Origin of the sequence: Furfurilactobacillus rossiae (assembly GCF_013394005.1) — a bacterium.
GTDB classification, from domain to species: Bacteria; Bacillota; Bacilli; order Lactobacillales; family Lactobacillaceae; genus Furfurilactobacillus; species Furfurilactobacillus rossiae.
Genome location: NZ_CP040586.1, coordinates 1,573,685 through 1,598,266, shown reverse-complemented (window position 1 = coordinate 1,598,266; position 24,582 = coordinate 1,573,685). Strand labels below are relative to the sequence as shown.

Here is a 24,582-nt window from a genome sequence, read left to right as displayed (position 1 = left end):
AACAATGGCTGATGTAGAACAAAAAGACACGGTGATTATTGGTGCAGGCCCCGGCGGTTACGTTGCCGCTATTCGGGCAGCCGAACTTGGTCAACAAGTGACGGTGGTTGAACAATCAGAAACGCTCGGCGGTGTTTGTTTAAACGTCGGTTGTGTACCTTCAAAGGCGCTAATTCAAGCTGGCCACCGTTTACAAGAAGCAAACGATGCCTCAACTTATGGCATTACAACGGCTGGTCCAGCAACAATCGATTTTGCTAAAACGCAAGAATGGAAGCAAAAAAAGGTTGTTGACCGGATGACCAGTGGGGTTGCCATGTTGCTGAAGAAGCACAAGGTTGAAGTGATTCGTGGTGAAGCCACATTAGACAGTGATACCCAATTACGTGTTATCGCTCCTGGACCAAAGCAGTTCATGAGTCGTGACACAGGCCGGACACTGGCTTTCAAAGACTTGATCATTGCCTCAGGTTCACGGCCGGTTGAGATTCCTAACTTCAAATTTGAAGGTCGGGTTATCGATTCAACTGGTGGGCTGAACTTACCAGAAATTCCTAAGGAACTGGTTGTTATTGGTGGTGGTTATGTCGGAACCGAATTAGCTGGTGCCTACGCTAACCTCGGTGCTCACGTAACGATCCTTGAAGGAACGCCATCCATTCTGCCTAACTTCGAAAAAGACATGGTTTCACTGGTTCTTAAGAACTTGAAGGCTCATAAAGTTGACGTTATTACGAGCGCGATGGCTAAGAAGTCTGAACAGGATGACAATTCTGTGACTGTCACTTACGAAGTTGATGGCAAGGCTCAGACAATCAAGGCTGATTACTGCATGGTCACTGTTGGTCGCAAGCCTAACACTGACAACCTTGGTCTTGAATTCACGGATGTTAAGACTGACAAACGTGGTTTCATTGACGTTGACGATCAAGGTCGGACAGCTTCTCCGCATATCTACGCAATTGGTGATATTGTGAACAATGGTCCGGCATTGGCACACAAAGCCTTCTTTAATGGTAAGGTTGCCGCTGGTGCAATCGCAGGCCACCACACTGCAAACGATTATGTAAGTGTTCCTGCTGTTTGTTTTGCAGACCCTGAATTGGCCACAGTTGGTTACACCCAAGCTGAAGCCAAGGATGCCGGTTTGGAAGTTAGCACCGCCAAGTTCCCATTTGCTGGGAATGCACGTGCGGTTTCAATGGATCAAGCAGACGGATTCGTTCGTTTGGTCACAACTAAGGAAGACAATACCCTTGTTGGTGCGCAGGTTGTCGGTCCAGACGCCAGTGATTTAATTGCCGAATTAAGCTTGGCCGTTAACTCACACATGAATGCCGAAGATGTTGCTTTGACCATTCACCCACACCCAACTTTGAGCGAACCGATTCAAGAGGCTGCAGATATTGCAATCGGTTTTCCAACTCATATTTAACAAGCGTAATGCACACATCATTACTGAAAAAGAGGCTGGTAACAGTCTCTTTTTTTGTGGAAAATAATGCAGATAACTGATTGTGCTCACCAATTTTGTGGATTGTGTAGTGCAATTACAGCCTCATGCACTGATTTACTTGATATTCGGAGCCGCTTGGGTAAAATTATGGTAAACATAAACTAATATTTCAATTAATTGAGTCAAACGCATATTTATTGCTGTACTTAATACGTTTGACTCAAGAGGGATGGTCTGTTAATGAAGCCAAATGTAGTGCTATATGGGACCGGGAGATTTAATCAATTATTGTTATCCAGTTTAATCGCGTTGGATTTACCAATTGGCATGGCTGTTATGGATTCAGGGGATGTTGCTGCTGATCAGCTTTATGCGGATACACAGGTCGCTGCTGAAGGCTGCACGAATTTGAACGTTAAAATTGCCACACAAACTGATCTAGTGACAGCGGATGCAATTATTTTCGGTGATATTGCGCAGATGGAAGCTGGAACGGAACGCGATGATGCATTAAGCGTTGTGATGCCCCGTTTACGAAACTTTATTCGTGAGGCAATGGCACAAGGCTTTAAGGGGAAGATGATTGTCGCCAGTCAGTATGACGATTTGTTGACATACTTTGCCCAGAAGTTTTCCGGTGTTGGCGTCAGTAACTGCATTGGCGTTGGGACATTAGCCCACACAACGATTTTAAACAATACTTTAGCGCGAACATTTAACGTGCCGCTTGATAGTCTTCATGCCTACGTAGTGGGAATTGCCAACGATCACTTGATTGCTTGGAGTCGGTCAACGGTCGGACCGGCACCGGTGCTGTCGTTGATGGCCAATGAGGATATTGACTTCGATGCCGCCGAATTAGGGGAGATTGAACAACAGCTGAATGCAACTGCTATTTCGACGAACGATGCGTTGCGCGCTCAATCAGTAATTAAAATTTTAAAGGGAATCTTTTTCGATCGTCCGTTTATCGGTTCTTTAACAAACTTGCTGACGATTATTGAAGAACGAGTGACACCACTCAGCACGCCAGTTCGTGTCAATGCAGCGGGGGTTTCAAAACTTGTTGATGTAAGTTATTCTGATTTGGAGCAACGTCAATTAGACGAAATTGGGAGTCAGGTTCGTGATAATACATTGGCGATTGAAAAAGGAAGCTTAGAAGAGGACGATGATGAAGACGAACATTGATTTACCGTTGGACGACCAATGGTCTCGTCAAGAGATTGTTGTTGCCACGCGTTTATACGAATTAGTTTTGGAAGCCAATGAGACCGGTGCCGATCGGGAAAAATTACTGGCAGCGTACGATCTATTTACACAAATGATGCCGTCAAAAGGTCAACGTCGTCAGTTAGACCGGCAATTTGAAAAACAGGCTGGCGTCAGTATTTACACGACAATTAAACAGGCTCAGAGTAGTCCTCGCAAACGGCTACGAATTGAGTAAACGTCATTTTGAAAAATGATTAGTGTAAAAATGTAGAAGGGAACAATTAGATGCAAGAAGCAACGTATCAAAAGTGGAATGCACAAGTTACGGCCTGGATTGATGAGGCGAAGGCTAATATTTTAGAGCACTTTCATGAACCGCTAGACGTTGAACAAAAGTCTGGCCGGCGTGATTTGGTTACACAAGTCGATAAAGAAAACGAACAACGTTTTGTGGCCCATATTCGCGAGTCAGATCCAACTGCGCGCATTCTCGGCGAAGAGGGACTTGGCGATGACGTTCAAGATGACAAAGGGCGGCTGTGGATCATTGATCCGCTGGACGGCACGATGAACTTTGTTAAACAACGGGATGATTTTGCCATAATGCTGTCGCTTTACGTCGACGGTGTGGGTCAGGCTGCCTGGTTGTGTGACGTCATGGGGAACCGGTTATTTCATGGCGCTAAAGGCCTAGGCGTTTGGCTCAATGATGCTAAAATGACAGCACCTGCCAATTTACCGTTAAGTGAGGGCTTGGCAGCGTTGTCCGGTCCACTAGTTACTCACGATGTGGATCATATGCAGGCGATTGCGGCGGCAAGTTTAGGCATGCGAATCGTTGGCAGTGCAGGCATTGCTTTCACTAAAGTCTTACGCGGTCAGCAAGTGTGCTATATCTCATATTTAAGACCTTGGGATTTTGCGACAGGAAAAATTTTGGCAGAAGAACTTGGTTTAGTAGTGTCCACAGTTGACGGTCAAACGCCGACTGTGCTATCATATGGCGTTGTATTAGTAGCTACGAAGCAGGCACAAAAAGATATTGTTGCCATGCAAACCGCGTAATGTCGGACTGTGACACGAGTTAACGAGGAGTCACAGTTTTTTTACGCCTTGTATAAGGGCGCGCGCTACCGATTAATTTTAAGTTATTTGAAACGAAGGGAAGTTACACTTTGAAAACTAGAGACGATATTCGTAACATTGCTATCATTGCCCACGTTGACCATGGTAAAACAACTTTAGTTAACGAATTATTGAAGCAATCCGATACGTTGGATTCCCATACGGAAATCGCGGATCGTGCAATGGATACGAACGCAATCGAACAGGAACGTGGGATCACGATCCTGTCAAAGAACACAGCCGTTAAGTACGGTGACAAGCAGATCAACATCTTGGATACACCAGGACACGCGGACTTCGGTGGTGAAGTTGAACGTGTTATGAAGATGGTTGATGGTGTGTTATTGGTTGTGGATGCCTATGAAGGAACTATGCCACAGACACGTTTTGTGCTTAAAAAGGCATTGGAACAACACTTGACACCAATCGTTGTCATCAACAAGGTGGACCGTCCAGGTGCTCGCCCTGAAGAAGTCGTTGACGAAGTGCTTGATTTGTTTATCGAACTTGGTGCGGATGAAGACCAATTGGAATTCCCAGTTGTTTATGCTTCTGCTATGAACGGGACTTCTTCATACGATTCAGACCTGTCTACGCAAGAACACACGATGAAACCAATCTTTGATACCATTTTAAAGACGATCCCAGCACCAATCGATAACGAAGACGAACCTTTGCAGTTCCAAGTTGCTTTATTGGACTACAACGATTTCGTCGGTCGTATCGGAATTGGCCGGATTTTCCGTGGGAAGATCAAAGTCGGCGATAACGTTACTGTTATGAAGCTGGACGGTTCAACACAGAACTTCCGTGTAACGACTTTATATGGTTTCCTTGGTTTGCAACGGGTTGAAGTTAACGAAGCCAAGGCTGGTGACTTGATCGCCGTTTCCGGGATGGAAGAAATCAACGTTGGTGAAACTGTGACACCACAGGATCACCAAGAAGCATTACCTGTTTTGCGGATTGACGAACCAACTCTGCAAATGTTATTCCGGACGAACGACTCACCACTTGCTGGTCAAGAAGGTAAGTTTGTGACAACTCGTCAGCTGGAATCACGTTTGAAGCAGGAATTGCATACTGATGTTTCATTGCGTGTTGAAGACACCGACGAACCAGATGCATGGATGGTTTCTGGTCGTGGTGAACTACACTTATCAATTTTGATTGAAACTCTTCGTCGTGAAGGTTATGAATTACAAGCTTCACGTCCAGAAGTTATCTATCGTGAAATCGATGGTACGATGGAAGAACCATTTGAAGCCGTTCAGATTGACACACCAGAAGAATATGCCGGATCCATCATCGACTCCTTGTCTCAACGCAAGGGTGAAATGAAGAATATGGAAAACACTGGTAACGGTCAAACTCGCTTAGAGTTCTTGGCGCCTTCACGTGGTTTAATCGGTTACTCAACTGATTTCTTATCCATGACGCGTGGTTACGGGATTATGAACCACACCTTCGACAAGTACATGCCAGTTATTAAGAACTGGAACCCAGGCCGTCGGAACGGGACTTTGGTTTCAATTAACCAAGGTACTGCAACTACGTATGCCATGATGGGTGTTGAAGGTCGTGGTCAATTGTTCATCGATCCTGGTACCACTGTGTACGAAGGTATGATTGTTGGCCAGAACAGCCGTGAAAACGACATTTCTGTCAACGTTACCAAGGGTAAGAACATGACTAACGTTCGTTCTTCAAACAAGGATATGACTGCTACAATCAAGACGCCAACACACTTGACGCTTGAAGAATCACTCGAATTCTTGAACGAAGACGAATATTGTGAAATCACACCTGAACACGTTCGTTTGCGGAAACAAATTTTGGAAACAAATGCACGTGAAAAAGCTTCTAAGCGTCGTAAGGCTGCTGCCCGCGACAACTAAATTCGTTTTTTAAAGCCCTGTCCATGTGACAGGGCTTTTTTTATCTCACGGTACAGCTACTGACAAAATTTAGCATTATGGGATGACTTGTGAAACGCTAATTGTGATTAGTAATCCTATATAAAAAATGAGGTTTTGCGCGGGTGAATCCTGGTTTCAATGGAGGTGTTTCCAATTAGCATCTTACTAAATGCTCATCACACAGTTAAATGTTAAATAAAAACCGTAGATGATTGGCTTGTCGGTAAAGCAGTCGTGAGCGTATGCTATAATATGAAAAGAATTTTTTTGTGAGGAAAACGATGTGAAAAAGTTTAAGATTCTTGATTATTATATTTTAATTCCGTACATCGTTCTCAGCCTGGTTGGTATCGTGATGGTGTACTCAGCTAGTGCGAATGTGGCTCTCAGTAACGGTAGTACCCCAAACGGATATTTGATTAAACAGACCGCGTACGTAATTATTGGACTTTTCTTAGCCGCATTTTTTTATTGGCTTCGGCTATCAGTGTTAAGACGGCGATCCTACGTCGAAATTGCGACATATGTCATGTTCGGTCTGGTGCTGATCGTGTTGGTTATCGGTGCGAGGATCAACGGGGCCAAGGGCTGGATTAATTTGGGCCCAGTAAACATTCAACCTGAAGAGTTTTTAAAACTTTATATTGTGCTTTTCTTGGCCCACTATATGGATTCACATCAGGTTAGTTTAGAAGAACGTTATTGGCATACGATGCGTGCACCGTTAATTTTGTTTGCCATCATGATTGGTTTAGTCCTGATGCAGCCAGACACTGGTGGTGCAGCGATTGATTGGTTTATTATTTTGATCATGATGTTGAGTAGTGGTAACAAACACAATGTGCCTACCGAAATTGTTGGTGTTTTGTTCATTGGCTATTTGGCAATGCTAGGCTTTTTGTCACACACAAACTTAAACTCGCCAATGTGGACTAAGCATTATCAATTGCAGCGGTTTGTGGCCTTTATCGATCCATTTGGGACGATTAAAACTGTTGGTCGACAGCTTGTTAATTCATACTATGCGATTAGTAATGGCGGCTTGTTTGGTCGCGGTTTGGGCAATAGTATTCAGAAAATGGGCTATCTGCCAGAACCTAACACTGATTTTATTTTGGCAGTAACGAGTGAAGAGTTGGGTGTTATTGCAGTGCTAGGGATTCTGGCCTTGTTAGGAACAATTGCTGGGCGGGCCATCCAGATCGGCAAACGGGCATCCACAATGTATGAATCGTTAGTTTGTTATGGCATTGCAGCGCTCATCACCGTGCAGTCATTGTTTAATGTCGGCGGTGTCGTTGGTGCATTGCCTATCACTGGGGTGACTTTGCCGTTTATTAGTTATGGTGGTTCATCTATGTTAGTGCTGTCTATGTCAATGGGCATTCTCTTAAATATTTCTGCCCGTGAAAAGCGCGCACAACTGGCTGAACGTGCTGAAAGGGCAACTGTTAAATGAGCTGAATTTTATGTATAAACTAATTTATATGACAAAAATATCGAAATAAAAAGTAAGGAGGTTGTATTATGAGCGAGGAAAAAGCAGATCAAAATAACGGCTCAAAGGGTTCAACTGGTAAAAACAAACAAGCACCGCGTCGCAATAATCACCATCCACGTCGTCGGTCCAAATCAAATCAACAAAGAAACAATAAACCTAATGACCGTGCTAATGAAGAAGAGAAACAGGCGCGACAAAGGCCTAGTGCCAAACAGGATAAAACTGTTAAAACAGCAAGTGATGACGGCCGTCAAAATCGATCGGCAGGTCAGCATCGCCGTCGTCGTTCACAACGTAAACCCAACCAACCTTCGAGACAGGATAATGTACATACTGCCGAAAAGACGGTTACTGCATCACATTTCGTTAAGACGAATTCACATGGTGTAAAACGCGAATCAGAACAAAAAAGGACGGTTTCTCGGTCCCATAGAAACAGAACAACGACGCACTCATCGATGAATCATTCAAAGAGTGAAATTCAACATGAGAAAAATTCAACAACGGTGTCTGAAAAAAGGACTGACGGGCAAAACGTTCCTGCTAAATCTGAGGAGGTCGTCGTTCGCGCTAATCTGGCTGATGCCTTTGTTAATCACGACCCTGAAAAATTGGTGCCCCAAGCTCGTCAGGCGTTGCATGTGTTTGTGCGCAATTTGCGTCAGGTTCGGCAACTTAGGCGATTCGGTGATATTGAATACATTTCAAAGAAGCTACACTACGTTGTCATTTACATGGATCAGGATGACATTAGCCGAAATCAGCAAGCAATCAACAAGTTATCGTTTGTTCGGCGTGTAATGGTCAGTGAACGGCCTGAAATTGATCCGTTTGTTGGCGAAGGGGTTAACGCTAATTTCGTGACCCATACGGAAAATGACGGTGCGGCTGATGCCATCCCTGACACTGACCAGACGACTGCTGATCAATCAGGCTCAGCGGCAACAAAATCAACGGAGGCACATTAATGCGAGTGGTTGCAGGCGAGTTTGGTGGACGACCGTTATCAGCAGTTCCAGGGTCGTTAACGCGCCCCACTACGGACAAGGTCAAAGAAGCCATGTTTAGTATGATTGGACCTTATTTTGACGGTGGTCGCGTATTGGATTTATTTGCCGGATCGGGCGGATTGGCTATTGAAGCTGTATCACGCGGTATGACAGAGGCCGTATTGGTTGATCATCAGTACCAGGCAATTAAGACCATTAAGGCAAATATTGCGGTCACAAAATCAGCAGATCAGTTTACGGTTATCAAGGGTGAGGCTAACAATGTGCTCAAACGCTTGGTTGTTGAAGAACAGCGATTTGACCTAATTTTGTTAGATCCACCATACGCAAAACAGAAAATTATCGATAATCTCAACTTCATGGCAGCAAACGGATTACTCAATGATGGGGCGCAGGTAATTGCTGAAACAAATCAGGAAGCTCAATTGCCAGAGAATTTTGGCGCATTTACGCAAACTCATCATCGGGACTATGGCATTACGGACGTGATGGTGTATCGATATCAAGTCTTAAAAAAGGAGACCGGCGAAGATGAGTAAACGAATTGCGGTTTTTCCGGGTAGTTTTGATCCACTGACGAACGGTCATTTGGATATCATTAAGCGTGCCAGTCACATGTTTGATCAACTTATTGTTGCCGTTGGCACGAATACGGGCAAGCGACCACTGTTTAGTGTTGAAGAAAAAATTAGTATGATTCAAGCTGTCACGGCAGGATTGCCAAATGTTAGTGTTGAAACAATCAGCGGATTAACAGTTACGTTTATGCATGAGCACCACGCGACCTTTTTAATTCGTGGGTTACGTAATGATCAGGATTTTAATTATGAACGGGATATTGCCAATATGAATCGCACCTTAGCAGAGGATGTTGAGTCTGTCTTTTTGTTGGCAAAACCTGAAAATGCGCAAATTTCTTCCAGTATTCTGAAAGAGATCGTTCATTTTGACGGAGATGTCTCGGCATTTGTGCCAACTGTTGTGTGGACCCATTTGCAGGAGAAGCGGCAACAAGAACGACAAGAGAAGAATTAATAATTGGATGGGGTAATTGAATGAAGAAGAGACGTTGGGGCTGGTGGCTTGGTGGTGCAATCGTCATCGTTGGGCTTCTGGTGATGCGGTTTTTGCCGCTCAATCAGTATATCGAAACGCCCGGAACGGCAGATAACTTACGCGATTTCGTCACGATGCCAACGCGGCCAGACAAGCGCAAGGGTGATTTTATGATTACCTCTGTTTACCAGCAACAAGCGACACCGATTTCTTGGTTGTGGGCACACGTTGATCCACACGCGACAATTTATAATGAGCAAGAAGTAACTGGCGGCGAAAATCAGTCGACTTATAACAAGGTTCAGGGATTCTACATGCAAAGTGCCATTAATCAGGCCATTGCGACGGCGTACAAAGCTGCCGATGAACAGTATACGCGGCAATACCTGGGGATCTACGTTTTGGATGTCTTAAAAACGTCTCACTTTTATCACAAAATTCAGGTCGGCGATACCGTTACAAAGATTGATGGTGTGCATTATGATTCTTCTGTTGGTTATCAAAAGGCGTTGGCCAAACGTAAACTATCGGATAAAGTTGCCATTACATATACACACAATGGTAAAGAGCGGACAACGAAGGCTGGTTTAATTCGTCTACCAGATGGACGTTCTGGGATCGGCATTACACTGACGGACGATGTTAAGGTCAGCACCAAAATTCCGGTTGAAGTTAATGCTGGGCAAATTGGTGGTCCATCAGGTGGTCTGATGTTTAGCTTGCAGATTTACCAGCAATTGACTAATCAAAACTTACGCCATGGTCAAAAGATTGCCGGAACTGGCACCATTAATGCGGATGGTTCCGTTGGTGAAATTGGTGGAATTGATAAGAAAGTTGTGGCTGCTCACAAGGCAGGTGCCAAGATATTCTTTGCGCCATATCTAAAACCAAGCAAGGAAGTCTTGAAGTATGAGGAAGGCCACAAGACGAACTATCAATGGGCAAAAGAAACGGCAAAAAAATACGCACCAGGTATGAAAGTTGTTCCTGTGAGCTCATTTGATCAGGCCGTCAAATATTTACAAACACACAAGTAAATGATTTGGATATAAAGTCATCGGTTGAAAAAACTGATGACTTTTTTTACGTTTGACGAACAAATAACGCTTGTTTGCGTATGTTATGGGTATGGACCATATCAGATAGTAAACAGGAGGATAATTCATGGAATGGCGAGAGGCATTACAAGATGCTTGGCGACAATATCGAGGTTGGCTGTTGGGCGGTCTAGCTGTCATGATTGCAGTGGGTGTCATTGGCGCTCAGTTATTAAAACCGAATGATCAACACCGCGACACAAACAATTCAATGAATGGTACATCACAGTCAGCATTTCAATCTGATAGTTCTGGTAGTTTAGCCGATGCGACAACCAAGGTAGCGTCGCGATCAACTAAGCTAGAAACAACTAGTGCGACCACCGTTAATCCAGGAAAGCTTGCTGGGCAAACTGAATCAATGGTTGAGGTAAAAGGAGCTGTTAATCAACCGGGGGTATACCATTTTAAAACCAATATGCGGGTTATTAACGCCATTGAACGGGCGGGTGGTTTGAGGGCTGATGCTGATAGTAAACAAATTAATCAGGCTCAGACATTGCATGACCAAATGGTGGTTTATGTTCCAACTCATGGCGAGGCGTTGCCATCGACTAATACAAGTGGTGTAGCTGGTGGTGCAAATACAACCACAGCCGGCGATAATGGTGCAACTGGCACCGCTGGGACGGCGTCAATCGAGGGTGACGGTGCCGATGTACCGATCGGATTGAACAGTGCGACAAAAGAACAGCTAACGAAAATTTCAGGAGTCGGTGACAAAAAGGCTCAGAAAATTATCGACTTTAGAACAGAACACAATGGCTTCAAGTCATTAGACGATTTAAAACAAATTTCTGGATTTGGTGAGAAAACCGTTCAAAAGTTGAAACCACATTTAAGCTTGTCGTGAGACACAGACTGGCATACGCTTAATGAAATACATTTAATGAATGGTGGAGGTAACATAATGGCAGATCAAAAGCGGGTTCCCTGGGATCAATATTTTATGATGCAAGCGGTGTTGTTGGCTAGTCGCAGTACTTGTCAGCGGTTGTCTGTTGGTGCTGTTTTAGTCCGCGACAAGCGCGTTATTGCTGGTGGTTATAACGGCTCTGTCTCCGGTGATGATCACTGTATTGATGTTGGTGATTATTTAGTGGATGGCCATTGTTTAAGAACAATCCATGCAGAAATGAATGCCGTTTTGCAATGTGCGAAGTTTGGAATTGCTACCGATGGAGCTGAAATTTATGTAACCGATTTTCCGTGTTTGCAATGTACTAAAATGTTGTTACAAGCCGGCATTACGAAAATTAATTATTTGCGCAATTATCATAATGATCCATACGCAATGCATCTGGTATCCCTTAAGAATATCGAAGTGAAACAGATCAACATTCCCGAAGATGCATTGACACAATTCCACATTACTAATTACTTGACGGCTCAAGATAACGATTCACGTTCTCAGCAATGACCATTTCTAACCGGCCACCATGGATTTTCTTGGGATTACTTGTCGGTCTTATTAATGCGGTGATTGTCGGTCATTTTTGGTGGGCTGGACTTGGCATTATTTATTTACTGGTCCGGTGCCTTCACTTAGGGAGCGTCGGAGCACATATGGTTTGGCTCATGAGCGCTGCAGTGTTAGCAAGTGTGTGGTTTAGCTATCAAAACATGCAGTATCAAACGAAAACGTGGTCAACAATCGCAACGCGCCAGCTTAGTCTACGGGTTGAACCGGATCAAATTCAGGTCACCGGCGATACGGCAAGTATTATCGGTGTGACAAAAACAGGACAGCAAATCCGGGCGTTTGGTCATTTAACGAGCAGGCAACAAGCAACCCAATTGCAAGCCATTGATCAACCGACACAATGGCAGGTAAAGGGCACAAATGACTTACTGGAAGGGCCACGGAACCAAATGCAATTTGATCGCCGTTCACAGTTACGTGCCATGGGGATTCATGGCAGTATGAAAATGGCTCAGTGGTTCATTGTGGCACCGAGTCAAAAAGTATGGCAGTGGCCAATTGATTTAATGCATCACTGGCGCAAGCAATTATTGCTGTATTTTGCAACATTGCCTACCACTTTGAATGAGTACGCAAGCAACTTGATTATTGGGGCGACAGCTAATGATTTTTACACCCAGAATAGTGGCCTGAAACAATTGGGACTTTTGCATCTATTTAGCATCTCCGGTATGCATGTTGTGTATCTAGTCACGCTTTGCCAATTTATTCTTGCACGATTAGGCGTGCCTCGTGAGCACTCACAACTAATGTTGGCCATTGGCTTGCCACTTTACGCAATTATTGCTGGTGGTTCGGGCACGTTAATTCGCGCTATTCTTATTGGCGAGGCTGGTTTACTTCAGCCGCTCCTTAATCGCAAGCAGTCGACTCAAATAAGTGGCTTGGACATGTGGTCGTTATCGTTAATTGGTGGTGTTACGCTTCAACCGGCGGTCTTGTTAACGCTGGGCGGTCAACTAAGCTATTTGCTGGCGTTTGCGTTAATCTATGTTGCAGTCGAAAAGACATGGTGGCAAACATGGTTAATGAATCTAGTCAGCTTACCATTAATTTTACATACTGTTTTTCAAATTCATGTTCTTAGCACGCCTGTGAATCTATTGGTGATTCCATTGTTTGGTTGGTTCATTTTTCCACTTGTTATTATTGGCGCTTGCTTAGGCGGCGTATTAAGTTGGGTGGCAGGTATCAGTAACACAGTTTTGACAGTGTTTAGTAGTTTGACAAACTGGTTTGGCCAATTACCAGGAATGGTCACGTTTGGACATCTCTCAACATTGTTCACCTGGGTGTGTTTGCTGATGACACTGTTGGCTATTGATGAGCGACGGACACGAGTTCGATGCAGGTGGCTCATTGCATTAGCGATAGTTTACGGAATGGCGTTCGTGACGATTCATTGGCCAATGGATGGTGAGGTTTCGTTTATTGATGTTGGTCAGGGTGATAGCATTCTTTTAAGAACGCCATTTAATCAGCATGTTTCGTTAATTGATACGGGTGGCAAAGTGGGATTTTCAAAGCCGTCGTGGGCGCGCACTCTCCCGGGGATGACCAATGTTGAAGCGGTGACAGTCAATTACCTTCATAGCCGTGGTATCAGTGAAATTGACGATGTAAACTGCAGTCATCAAGATGCTGATCATATCGGAGATGTAGGTCGACTGTTGCAATTGATGATAGTTCACACATTGACGATCCCTGCTGGTATGCGCCAGTCGCGCGGTTTTCAGACGAAAATTGCCCCTTATCTGAAGCAAACCAGAGTCATCGAGCTGACTGCTGGTCAACAACCTGCAAATTTTCCGTTTACCATTTACCATCCGTTTCATCCAGGACCAGGTGGAAACGAGGATTCAGTGTCACTAGGCACAATTAGGAATGGGGTTCGATTTTTATTTATGGGTGATTTGGACCGGGCCGGTGAACGAGAAATTTTGCAACATTACCCGAGGTTGACCGCTGACGTGTTAAAACTAGGTCATCATGGCAGTGACACTTCTAGCGACCCAACGTTTATTAAACAAGTGGCACCTAAAATTGGGATTATTTCAGCCGGTCGTGAAAACCGGTATGGACATCCCAAACAAAGCACGCTAACGACACTGATCCAGAACCATGTTGCAGCCGTTAATACAGCGGACACTGGCATGATTAGTTATGTTTATGACTGGCTTGGCAACGCTCATTGGCAGACGATACTGCCGACACGCACACCGATTGCTGGTTCGCCCCGATAGTTTGTGGGCTGGATGAAACTTAATAGGGTATAATGGTGAAACGAGCTCAAACGTATTAAAAGGCGTCATGTGATGAGTAAATAGCAGCTTGATGGAAGGAATGAAATGGCAACGATGAAAATTGCGGAGTTAACACGACAATTGGCTGGTTCAAACATTCAGCCACTATATTTAGTGACGGGGACTGAACGGTACCTGCTTAATCAAATTCGAGCGCAATTTAAGGCGATCATTCCAGAAGACCAGGCTCAAATGAATGTTGGTAGCTATGACATGGTACAAACACCGGTGGCCGTGGCGCTCGATGATGCTATGGCGATGCCCTTTTTTGGCGAGCATCGACTGGTTGTCATCGACGAACCTTATTTTTTAACAGGCGAAAAGAGTAAGTCAAAGGTCGACCATGATTTAGATGCCTTGCTTAAATTTATTGAACACCCAGAGCCAACTACAATTCTAGTTTTCTTCGCACCATACGATAAACTTGATAATCGGAAGAAGTTAGTTAAAACCTTGAAAAAAGTTGCTGTCAATGTGGACGCATCGCCATTGAGTGAGCGGGATGCACGTCAATTTGTGGAGCAGCAGGTTGACCATGATGGCTATAAATTCGGTCCTGGTGCACTGGATACTTTAATTCAGCGCACTGGTGCTGATTTGTCACTGATGATGGCCGCATTAACTAAAATGGAGTTATTCGCAGTTCAAGATCATGTAATGACAACGGTAGCTGTTACCGGTTTAGTGGCACAATCTTTGGATGACAACGTGTTTGATTTGGTGAATGCGGTTTTAGGCCGAAATGTTAAACGAGCGGTGAGCTTGTATCATGATCTGTTAGCAACTGGAGAAGAACCACTGCGAATTAACGCCGTCTTAGTTAGTCAATTTCGTTTGTTGTTACAGGTGAAGGTGTTGGCTAGTCGCGGATTGAGTCAAGGTTCTCTGGCAGGTCAACTAAAAGTGCATCCATACCGGGTGAAATTGGCCTTGCAAAGTGATCGTCACTTTTCTCAACGTGATTTGAGTCGCGCTTTTTTAGGGTTAATCAATATTGAAACGCAGCTGAAGCAAACACAGGATGATCCAGAATTGCTTTTTAATTTATTTATGTTGCAGTTTACCAATCAAGCTGCATAGTCCTCCTCAGCTTGATATGAATAAAATGAAGCTACGACGTAAGTCCGATTTGAGAACAAGCATTAACGAAAAACTGACTCATTCCCGATCTGGGGAATGGGTCAGTTTTTCGTTAAGCGGAATTATCAGGACTTGGGAGCACGATGTTGCTCACATCATTCGTCCCAGATAAACTTATGTCACAATTTCATTTTGTGTTGCTAAGGGGAATTGAGTAAAAATATGTAAAAGAAAAACCATCATCACGAATGATGATGGCTAAGAATTTACTTTGCTAAGCGAGCAGCTAAACGTGACTTGTCACGTGAAGCCTTGTTCTTCTTGATCAAACCTTTTGAGTAGGCGTGGTCAATTGCGGCGCTCGCGGAACGGTATAATTCTTCAACGTTGTCTGCACCAGCAGTTACAGCTTTTTCAAACTTTTTAACTGCAGTCCGTTCTTCGCTCAATTGAGCAGTGCGACGTGCTTTGGCAATTTCGTTAGTCTTAACACGTGCAATGGCTGATTTTGTAACTGGCATTAATTTCACCTCCGGAGCGTTTGACCCACGTCAAACAAATTTCAACAGTCATCATTATACAAGAGGCTTACGACCAATGCAATAAATAAATGCAGAAGCGTCAAGGAAATTCACTTGACCGCGGCACGAGTAGCGTACTTTTGCTTGCAATTAGCGGTGTGATTAGATAAACTATTAACCGTGCTAAAGCATGACCCTTACTTAGTTTATCGCCACCACTTGGCGTAGACTCGGTATGCGGTGACAATATTTGAAAGGTGGATTTTATCCATGGCTATTACACAAGCAGAAAAGAATCAGATCATCTCAGAATACGCACGTCACGATGGTGACACGGGTTCTGCAGAAGTTCAAATCGCAGTTTTGACAGCTGACATCAACCAATTGAATGCGCATTTACAAGTGCACACTCACGACTACCACTCACAACGTGGTTTGTTAAAGAAGATTGGTCACCGTCGTAACTTACTGCGTTACCTGCGTAACACGGATATTGAACGTTACCGGACGTTAATCCAAAAATTGGGTCTTCGTCGGTAATCGTTGTTCGACCGAAGTGTGTGAAGAGGGCTACCCATTGTGGGTGGCTCTTTTTTATTTATTCACGATAATGGCAGATCATCAACTGGTTTGAGAAGCCGCCAGCTGGGCAATTGATTGGCTTTTAAGATGGAATATGATAAGCTACATATAACTGATTGTCCCGAAGAAAATAGGTTATTTTAATAGGTTTTTTTGTGGAGTTGCCGCTCCTTTAAACACATCAAACTTAATAGCGATGTGAGGCTGCTTGCGTACTGAGATCAAAATGACGATGAATCACTATTTTGATTAAACTATAGACAAGCCGGTAAAAATGAATTCTTAAAGATGACCGTTAGAGAAACAATTAAGTCAAAAAAATTTTTTTAATATGAGGTGAATGAATTGAGTAATCAGATTCGAATTATTCCGTTTGGTGGTGTGCGCGAAAACGGGAAAAATATGTACGCGTTGGAAGTTAATGACGATATTTTTATTTTAGATTGTGGTTTGAAGTATCCAGAAAACGAGCTATTGGGAATTGATATCGTCATTCCTGATTGGAATTATTTACGGGAACATGCGGATCAAATCGTCGGTGTGTTTTTGACACATGGGCATGCAGACGCAATTGGCGCATTGCCATACTTCGTTAGTGAATTTAATGTGCCTGTTTTCGGTTCAGAACTAACGATTGAATTAGCAAAGTTGAATGTGGAAAATGATCCAAAATCTAAGCAGTTTAACGACTTTCACGTTGTTGATGCTGATACAGAAATTGATTTTGGAGAGGAAACAGTCTCGTTCTTTAAAACGACGCACAGTATTCCAGAATCACTGGGAATTGATGTTAAGACACCACTCGGACAAGTTGTTTATACCGGTGACTTTAAGTTTGACCAGACCGCTGCACCTTTTTATCAAACAGATTTAGCTCGTTTGGGTGAAATTGGCAAGAACGGCGTCGTTGCCTTGTTAAGCGATTCAGCTGGAGCAGAACAATATGGCGAATCAGCAACCGAAAATCAAATTGCCAACTTCGTTAAGGACCAGTTTGCTGCACATGCAGGTCGAATCGTGGTCGCCAGTGTTGCGTCTAACATTTTACGAATGCAACAAATTTTTGATGCCGCTGCTGCGACGGACCGCAAGGTTGTATTAATGGGGCACGATTTGGAGAAAATTGTGCGGACAGCAATGCGCTTGGATAAGTTGGAATTGCCATCTGATGACCTATTGGTTAACCCTAAAAACATGAAGTCCTTATCACCTGAACAGACCGTTATCTTGGAAACTGGCCGGATGGGTGAACCCATTAAGGCCCTTCAGAGAATGGCAACGGGTGAAGATCGTTATGTCAAAATTGGTGAAGGTGATTTGGTTTTCATTACAACCACACCATCGCATGCAATGGAGACAACGGTTGCTAAGACGCGTGATCTAATCTTCCGTGCAGGCGCACATGTGCAAGCAATTTCCGACAGCTTGCAGTCATCCGGGCATGGTTCACCAGCAGATTTACAGTTAATGATTAACTTTATGCATCCGGATTATTTCATTCCAATTCAGGGTGAGTATCGGGTTCTAAATCGGCATGCTAAATTGGCAGAAGAAACGGGGATTTCGTCTGATCATATTTTCTTAACACAACGTGGCGATTCACTCATCTATAACGGTGAGGCACCAATGCACTTAGCAGAGAGCATTGAAGTTGGCAACACGATGATTGACGGAATTGGCGTCGGTGATATCGGTAATATTGTACTTCGGGATCGCAAGATTTTATCTGAAGATGGTATTTTTATTGCAGTGGTTACGATTGATCGTAAGAAGAAGCAAATCGTCGCCGAACCTAAACTGACATCTCGAGGATTTGTCTACGTGAAAGCTAGTCGTGATTTAATGCGTGAGGCTAGTGAATTGGTCACGAAAACGGTTCAAGATAACTTGGATAACAAAGAATTTGACTGGGGTCATTTGAAACAGGATGTGCGCGAACATCTTGGGCGTTATCTATTTGATCAGACCAAGCGTCATCCAGTTATCTTACCGGTGATCATGGAAGTGAACCAACACGCCCATCATGCCCGGACAAAGAAAAACACAGTAAAAAAAGCAACTGAACAGGAGTAATTTATGTCGAAAGACACATTGAATGGTCGCCAGCGTGAAATGTTTGATAAGGCTAATCAAGCTTATCAGGACAAAGATTACGCGCAGGCGGCTTCTTTGTTAGAAAATATTTATAATGAAGTTCAAGATCCACAAATCAATCATTTATTGGTTGAGTCACTTTACCTACATGAGGAATATTCGAGAGCGCGCGCTTATGCGGATGACTATTTAAATAGTTATTTAACCACAGCAACCGATTTTCGGTTCTTACTGACGCTATTGTTGCGCGTACATGAATTTATTCTCGCTCATGAAATTGTTGCGGGTGTCCGTGATAAGCAACTCAAACAAACGGGTCTTGACATGATTGAGGGAGCCGAAAATGAGGCTCGTTTGGACACAAAAGTGACCTTAACAACGATTGCTAAGCAGTTTTATCACATGAGCGACTATTCAGCGGCTGAGCAACAGGGACGTTTCCAAGCGGCACTAAAGTTGCCGCTAGCAGAATTCAAACAGGGAGCGCAGTACTTGCTGGTCGATCCTTATTTACATCCATTATTTGTTGTTAGCATTTTGGAAGTCTTTCAACGTTTGCACGATGAAACCGCGGTAACGTTTCAATGGTTGGATAAAAAACGTTATACCGTGGTTCCCAATCAACTCAATTCGTTACAAGATGATCAAATGTACAAACAGGTACAGCAGTCATTGACAGAAAAGTTAGCAACTAAAGACCCCGTGGCTTACAATCTGTTAAGTCAAGAAGTGCGGTTGCAATTGACGTTGACGTATCCGTTTGTTAGTCGGGTAGTCACGGACGCAGACGGGTGGGTGGATAATTTAATGGCAGTTTATCAAGGAAAGCCATCTAATGGTTCCGACGAGATTGCAACGTGGCAGTCGCGGCTGGAAAAATTAACGGCTGAATTGTTGGCTAATGATAATCAGGGCTAAGAACTTATAGACTGAAACTGCCTGCCGTTGTTAAAAATTTGTGGCTTTTGTGTTTACAAAAGTCATGGCAGTATATATAATGTTTAAGGATTCTTGGGCTGAGACAATGAAAACTCAGTGTTTTCATTTTGTTCTCAACCGAGGATGTAGTATACTATTTTATAAAGACTTGTCAGGGCATACCTGACATTCTTCTATCACACACTGGAGGTTTTCATTTTGGCTAAAGAACATTATGAAAGAACTAAGCCCCACGTTAACATTGGTACTATTGGCCACGTTGACCATGGGAAGACTACTTTAACTGCTGCTATTACTAAGGTATTAGCAGAAAAGGGATTAGCTAAGGAACAAGATTACGCTTCTATCGATGCTGCCCCTGAAGAACGTGAACGTGGTATTACGATCAACACTGCCCACGTTGAATACGAAACAGAAAAGCGTCACTATGCACATATTGATGCTCCTGGACACGCGGACTACGTTAAGAACATGATCACTGGTGCCGCTCAAATGGACGGTGCTATCTTGGTTGTTGCCGCAACTGATGGTCCTATGCCACAGACGCGTGAACACATTCTGTTAGCTCGTCAGGTTGGTGTTAACTATATCGTTGTCTTCTTAAACAAGACTGACTTAGTTGACGATGACGAATTAGTTGACCTTGTTGAAATGGAAGTTCGGGAATTACTTTCCGAATACGATTTCCCTGGTGACGACATTCCTGTTATCCGTGGTTCAGCTTTGAAGGCTTTGGAAGGCGACCCAGAACAAGAAAAGGTTATCTTACACTTAATGGACGTTGTTGATGAATACATCCCAACTCCAGACCGTGACATGGACAAGCCTTTCTTGATGCCTGTTGAAGACGTATTTACGATCACTGGTCGTGGTACTGTTGCTTCAGGTCGTATCGATCGTGGTACTATCAAGGTCGGTGACGAAGTTGAAATCGTTGGTTTACGTGACGAAACTTTGAAGACTACTGTTACTGGTCTTGAAATGTTCCGTAAGACTCTTGACTTAGGTGAAGCCGGCGATAACGTTGGTGCTTTGCTACGTGGTATTGACCGTGAACAAGTTGTCCGTGGTCAAGTGCTTGCTGCTCCTGGTTCAATCCAGACGCACAAGAAGTTCAAGGGTGAAGTTTATATCCTGACAAAAGACGAAGGTGGTCGTCATACACCATTCTTCTCAAACTACCGTCCACAATTCTACTTCCACACCACTGATATCACTGGTGTTATCGAATTGCCTGATGGCGTTGAAATGGTTATGCCTGGTGATAACGTTACGTTCACTGTTGAACTTATCGAACCAGCTGCCATTGAAAAGGGTACTAAGTTCACTGTTCGTGAAGGTGGACACACTGTTGGGGCCGGTGTTGTTTCTGAAATCGATGACTAATTTAGACTTTGTCTAAATGTTCATCAGTGTCAGTTAATGACATTCACGAGTGCTTAGCTTAGGCTAGGCACTTTTTTTATACATAATCCTAGTTAATCCCTCTCGATACACGTGTTTTTTAGCACATTTATTTACTTTCGCGGGTGGTTACGTTAAACTATTAGGCGTATGCAATTTATCAGAAGTTTGGTGACAAACTTCAACTGGAGGAATTTTTTAATGGTCGCTAAAGCAGAATTTGCTAAAAAAGAAGGCAACCAAGGCGAGTTGACTTTCTCAATCGCTAACGAGACGATCCAAAAGGGTTTGGATCAAGCCTTCACTAAAACTCGGAAACAATTAAACGTACCTGGATTCCGTAAGGGCAAAGTTCCTCGCGCTATCTTTAACCAGATGTACGGTGAAGAATCACTTTACAATGATGCGTTGAACATCGTTTTGCCAGACGCTTACTCAAAAGCTGTTGAAGAAGCTGGCATTACACCAGTTGATCAACCACAAGTTGATGTAAAGAGTATGGAAAAAGGTAAGGACTGGGTTTTGAAGGCTGACGTTACTGTTGCCCCAGAAATCAAGTTGGGTGAATACAAGGGTGTTACTGTGCCTAAGCAATCCACCACTGTTACCGCTAAACAAGTTAATGAAGAACTTGAAAAAATGCGTCAACAGCAAGCTGAATTGGTGCTTAAAGAAGGCAAGGCCGCTGAAAAGGGCGATACTGTTGTTATCGACTTTGACGGTTCAGTTGATGGTAACCACTTCGATGGTGGTAAAGCCGACAACTACAGCCTTGAATTAGGTTCGAACTCATTTATCCCTGGTTTTGAAGATCAGTTAATCGGTCACAAGGCTGATGAAGATGTTCAAGTTAAGGTTACGTTCCCTAAGGATTACCAAGCAAAAGACTTGCAAGGTAAAGAAGCTATCTTCGATGTTAAGATTCACGAAGTTAAGACTAAGGAATTGCCTGATTTAGATGATGAATTCGCCAAGGATGTTGACGAAGACGTTGACAGTCTTGAAGAATTAAAGGCTAAGACTAAAGACCGTTTGAAGGAAGAAAAGAAGACGGCCGCTCACGATGCTGTTGAAGATGCTGCTATCAATGCGGCTGTTGGCAACGCTGAAGTTATCGGCGGCAAGATTCCTGACGCCATGATGGATGAAGATATTCACCGTCAAATGGACCAGTACTTGGCTCAAATGGCTCAACAAGGGATCAACCCTGAAACTTACTACAAGATTACAGGTACTACTGAAGACGACTTGCACAAGCAATTTGCTCCTGATGCAGAACGTCGTGTTAAGACTAACCTTGTTTTAGAAGCTGTTGTTGATGCTGAAAAGATCGAAGCAACTGACAAAGATGTTGACGGTGAAGTTAAGAACCTTGCTGGCCAATACAACATGGAAGAATCAGCAGTTCGTTCTGCTTTGACACCTGACATGTTGAAGCACGATATTGCCATTAAGAAGGCTGTTGACTTAATTGCTGACAATGCTAAGCAGGAAACCAAAAAGGCAGCTGCTAAGAAGTCTGACGACGAAAAAGAAGATAAGTAATATCGTCTTACATTAATAACTGTCCTACAGAAAGTGAGTGACCAGTAATGGTTACTCACTTTTGTGTCAACGACAGAATAGTGCAAGTCATTAGCTGTTTTTCTAATTATCTGCTATTATGTTCCTAGTTTAGGTGCCATGTAATTTATGGACGGCCTAGGATTAAAAGAGAGCGAGGGTGCTAATGTTTGATAATACCGATCCTAATGGTCCAGTAACTTGCTCATTTTGTGGAAAGTCACAAGATCAAGTAAAGAAGATTGTTGCCGGACCTGGCGTATACATTTGTAACGAATGTATTGATCTGTGTAAAGAAATTATTGATGAAGAATTTGCTGAAGATGCTGCTAGCCAAGTGTTGGATGTGCCAACACCAGCAGAAATTGTTAAAACGTTGGACCAGTATGTAATTGGTCAGAGCGAAGCCAAGCGTACTTTATCAGTTGCTGTTTACAACCACTACAAACGGATTAATGATTTGAGTACGGAAGACGATGGTACGGAATTACAAAAGAGTAATATCAGTATTATCGGACCAACTGGTTCAGGTAAAACTTACCTGGCGCAAAGTTTGGCCAAAATTCTGAATGTTCCATTTGCGATTGCCGATGCGACGACTTTAACTGAAGCCGGTTACGTTGGTGAAGACGTTGAGAATATTTTGTTGAAGTTGCTGCAAAATGCAGATTACGATGTTGAACGGGCCCAGCATGGGATTGTTTACATCGATGAAATCGACAAGATTGCTAAAAAGAGTGAAAACGTCTCTATTACTCGTGATGTGTCGGGTGAAGGTGTTCAACAAGCCTTGCTGAAGATTTTGGAAGGTACGATTGCCAATGTTCCACCACAGGGTGGCCGCAAGCATCCACAACAGGAGTTTATTCAAATTGACACCACGAATATTTTGTTTATTGTCGGTGGTGCGTTTGACGGCATCGAAAACATCGTGAAGAACCGTTTGGGTGAAAAGACGATTGGTTTCGGTACCGATTCTGCCAATAAGGATGAAGTAGCCAACATGACTGATAAGGACATCATGCAACATGTGATTCCTGAAGACCTGTTGGAATTTGGTTTGATTCCAGAATTTATTGGTCGTTTACCAATTCTTACAGCACTGGAAAAGCTAGATGAAGATGATTTGGTTCGCATTTTAACGGAACCGAAGAATGCACTGGTCAAACAGTACACGAAGCTCATTGGTTTGGATGGCGTAAAGCTCGAATTTACGCATCCAGCGCTGCGAGAAATGGCAAAGTTGGCCATTGCACGTGATACAGGTGCTCGTGGTTTACGGTCAATTATGGAAGAAGTTATGCGAGACATCATGTTTGACTTACCAAGTCGAGACGATGTCGAAAAAGTGGCCATTACTAAAGAAACGGTCACTAAGCATGCACAACCAGATCTTGTTTTAAAGAGTGAAAAGGCCTCATAGTCTTACGAAAATAATGCGTTGAAGAGGAATGGCGTTAGCTTGCGGGCTGACGTCATTTTTTGTTTAAACCACCGGTTAACGTCATTAAAACGTCACAAAATTCAGGGTTTGCTATGCTATGATAGACACATTGAATTATAAAGCGTGTGACCAATTAAAGGGTCAGGTCACGATAAAGGAGCGTTCTTACATGGAAGTGCATGATGTCGAGCTAACAATCAGCGCGGTGGCACTAAAACAATACCCCAAAGGATCTTTACCAGAGGTTGCGCTCGCCGGTCGTTCAAACGTGGGCAAGTCATCGTTGATTAATACTTTAATTAACCGTAAGGCGTATGCCCGAACTTCAAGTCAACCAGGGAAAACACAAACTCTCAATTTTTATAATGTTGAATCTACCGTTTACTTTGTGGATGTGCCGGGATACGGATTTGCCAAAGTTTCTAAAACTGCTCGAGAAAAATTCGGTCAAATGATCGAAACGTATCTGAGTACCCGGGATCGATTGCGCGGTGTGATTTTACTAGTGGATGCGCGTCATGATCCCTCAGATGATGATATCAGTATGCATGAATGGTTGAGCTATTATAATATTCCGATGCTCGTCGTGGCGACCAAGTCGGATAAAATTGCCCGCGGTAAATGGAATCAAGCTGAAAGTCGCATTCGCAAGGGGCTTAATATGACGCCAGACGATGCTTATATTCAGTTTTCGGCGGAGACCAAACAAGGTAAAGACGCGGTTTGGAACTGGATTGAACAGCAGGCTGGGTTAGCTTAAGTCAGGTAAAAGTTAGAACGGGAAGAG

22 protein-coding genes are annotated in these 24,582 nt (G+C 43.6%); 21 read left to right on the top strand and 1 reads right to left on the bottom strand.

What is annotated here, in order from left to right; all coding sequences use genetic code 11:
• The first annotated feature begins 4 nt into the window (after positions 1–4).
• The 14 genes from lpdA (at position 5) to holA (ending at position 15,248) form a co-directional block, all read left to right on the top strand.
• Complete coding sequence (gene lpdA, locus LROSL1_RS07605) at positions 5–1,435, top strand: dihydrolipoyl dehydrogenase (RefSeq protein WP_017262042.1); 1,431 nt, start codon at positions 5–7, stop codon at positions 1,433–1,435.
• 261 nt (positions 1,436–1,696) lie between these two features.
• A complete protein-coding gene (locus tag LROSL1_RS07600) occupies positions 1,697–2,647 on the top strand; it encodes a Rossmann-fold NAD(P)-binding domain-containing protein (RefSeq protein WP_178914236.1) in 951 nt (316 codons plus the stop codon).
• Positions 2,628–2,906 (top strand): UPF0223 family protein, encoded by a 279-nt coding sequence (locus LROSL1_RS07595; RefSeq protein WP_178914235.1) that lies wholly within the window; start codon positions 2,628–2,630, stop codon positions 2,904–2,906. Before LROSL1_RS07600 ends, LROSL1_RS07595 begins: the two co-directional genes overlap by 20 nt.
• Before the next feature lie 50 nt (positions 2,907–2,956).
• A complete protein-coding gene (locus LROSL1_RS07590) occupies positions 2,957–3,736 on the top strand; it encodes an inositol monophosphatase family protein (protein WP_178914234.1) in 780 nt (259 codons plus the stop codon).
• A 110-nt stretch (positions 3,737–3,846) separates the two neighbouring features.
• Positions 3,847–5,694, top strand: a complete 1,848-nt coding sequence (gene typA / locus LROSL1_RS07585) for a translational GTPase TypA (RefSeq protein WP_017262038.1) — start codon at positions 3,847–3,849, stop codon at positions 5,692–5,694.
• A 304-nt stretch (positions 5,695–5,998) separates the two neighbouring features.
• Positions 5,999–7,174, top strand: coding sequence for an FtsW/RodA/SpoVE family cell cycle protein (locus LROSL1_RS07580; RefSeq protein ID WP_178914233.1), 1,176 nt, complete (start codon positions 5,999–6,001; stop codon positions 7,172–7,174).
• Between the two features lie 68 nt (positions 7,175–7,242).
• Positions 7,243–8,184, top strand: coding sequence for a YlbG family protein (locus LROSL1_RS07575; RefSeq protein WP_178914232.1), 942 nt, complete (start codon positions 7,243–7,245; stop codon positions 8,182–8,184).
• Positions 8,184–8,765 carry a 16S rRNA (guanine(966)-N(2))-methyltransferase RsmD gene (gene rsmD / locus LROSL1_RS07570; protein WP_178914231.1) on the top strand — a complete coding sequence of 194 codons (582 nt, stop codon included), beginning with the start codon at positions 8,184–8,186 and terminating at the stop codon, positions 8,763–8,765. Before LROSL1_RS07575 ends, rsmD begins: the two co-directional genes overlap by 1 nt.
• Positions 8,758–9,261, top strand: a complete 504-nt coding sequence (gene coaD / locus LROSL1_RS07565; RefSeq protein ID WP_178914230.1) for a pantetheine-phosphate adenylyltransferase — start codon at positions 8,758–8,760, stop codon at positions 9,259–9,261. The genes rsmD and coaD overlap by 8 nt, the downstream gene beginning before the upstream one ends.
• Positions 9,262–9,281: 20 nt before the next feature.
• A complete protein-coding gene (locus LROSL1_RS07560; protein ID WP_178914229.1) occupies positions 9,282–10,322 on the top strand; it encodes a SepM family pheromone-processing serine protease in 1,041 nt (346 codons plus the stop codon).
• Between the two features lie 127 nt (positions 10,323–10,449).
• Positions 10,450–11,235, top strand: coding sequence for a helix-hairpin-helix domain-containing protein (locus tag LROSL1_RS07555; RefSeq protein ID WP_178914228.1), 786 nt, complete (start codon positions 10,450–10,452; stop codon positions 11,233–11,235).
• A 57-nt stretch (positions 11,236–11,292) separates the two neighbouring features.
• Positions 11,293–11,802, top strand: a complete 510-nt coding sequence (locus tag LROSL1_RS07550) for a ComE operon protein 2 (RefSeq protein WP_178914227.1) — start codon at positions 11,293–11,295, stop codon at positions 11,800–11,802.
• Positions 11,799–14,108 carry a DNA internalization-related competence protein ComEC/Rec2 gene (locus tag LROSL1_RS07545; protein ID WP_178914226.1) on the top strand — a complete coding sequence of 770 codons (2,310 nt, stop codon included), beginning with the start codon at positions 11,799–11,801 and terminating at the stop codon, positions 14,106–14,108. Before LROSL1_RS07550 ends, LROSL1_RS07545 begins: the two co-directional genes overlap by 4 nt.
• A 114-nt stretch (positions 14,109–14,222) precedes the next feature.
• On the top strand, positions 14,223–15,248 hold the full coding sequence (holA, locus tag LROSL1_RS07540) for a DNA polymerase III subunit delta (RefSeq protein ID WP_178914942.1): 1,026 nt from the start codon (positions 14,223–14,225) through the stop codon (positions 15,246–15,248).
• A 266-nt stretch (positions 15,249–15,514) separates the two neighbouring features.
• Here holA and rpsT read toward each other — a convergent pair whose 3' ends face one another.
• Entirely contained in the window at positions 15,515–15,769 is a 255-nt protein-coding gene (rpsT, locus tag LROSL1_RS07535; protein ID WP_017262028.1) for a 30S ribosomal protein S20, read from the bottom strand.
• A 270-nt stretch (positions 15,770–16,039) separates the two neighbouring features.
• On the opposite strand from rpsT, the gene rpsO reads away from it, so the two are divergent.
• From rpsO to yihA, 7 genes are all read left to right on the top strand, one after another.
• Positions 16,040–16,309, top strand: coding sequence for a 30S ribosomal protein S15 (gene rpsO, locus LROSL1_RS07530; RefSeq protein ID WP_017262027.1), 270 nt, complete (start codon positions 16,040–16,042; stop codon positions 16,307–16,309).
• A gap of 387 nt (positions 16,310–16,696) precedes the next feature.
• Positions 16,697–18,424 (top strand): ribonuclease J, encoded by a 1,728-nt coding sequence (locus LROSL1_RS07525; RefSeq protein WP_178914225.1) that lies wholly within the window; start codon positions 16,697–16,699, stop codon positions 18,422–18,424.
• A 3-nt stretch (positions 18,425–18,427) separates the two neighbouring features.
• A complete protein-coding gene (locus tag LROSL1_RS07520; RefSeq protein WP_178914224.1) occupies positions 18,428–19,363 on the top strand; it encodes an outer membrane protein assembly factor BamD in 936 nt (311 codons plus the stop codon).
• Positions 19,364–19,582: 219 nt separating this feature from the next.
• A complete protein-coding gene (gene tuf, locus LROSL1_RS07515; RefSeq protein ID WP_017262024.1) occupies positions 19,583–20,770 on the top strand; it encodes an elongation factor Tu in 1,188 nt (395 codons plus the stop codon).
• 219 nt (positions 20,771–20,989) lie between these two features.
• Entirely contained in the window at positions 20,990–22,333 is a 1,344-nt protein-coding gene (gene tig / locus LROSL1_RS07510) for a trigger factor (RefSeq protein WP_178914223.1), read from the top strand.
• Between the two features lie 184 nt (positions 22,334–22,517).
• On the top strand, positions 22,518–23,774 hold the full coding sequence (gene clpX, locus LROSL1_RS07505) for an ATP-dependent Clp protease ATP-binding subunit ClpX (RefSeq protein ID WP_017262022.1): 1,257 nt from the start codon (positions 22,518–22,520) through the stop codon (positions 23,772–23,774).
• Positions 23,775–23,964: 190 nt separating this feature from the next.
• The gene (yihA, locus tag LROSL1_RS07500) at positions 23,965–24,555 is read left to right on the top strand and encodes a ribosome biogenesis GTP-binding protein YihA/YsxC (protein ID WP_178914222.1); all 591 of its coding nucleotides are present in this window, start codon (positions 23,965–23,967) and stop codon (positions 24,553–24,555) included.
• The last annotated feature ends 27 nt before the right edge of the window (positions 24,556–24,582 follow it).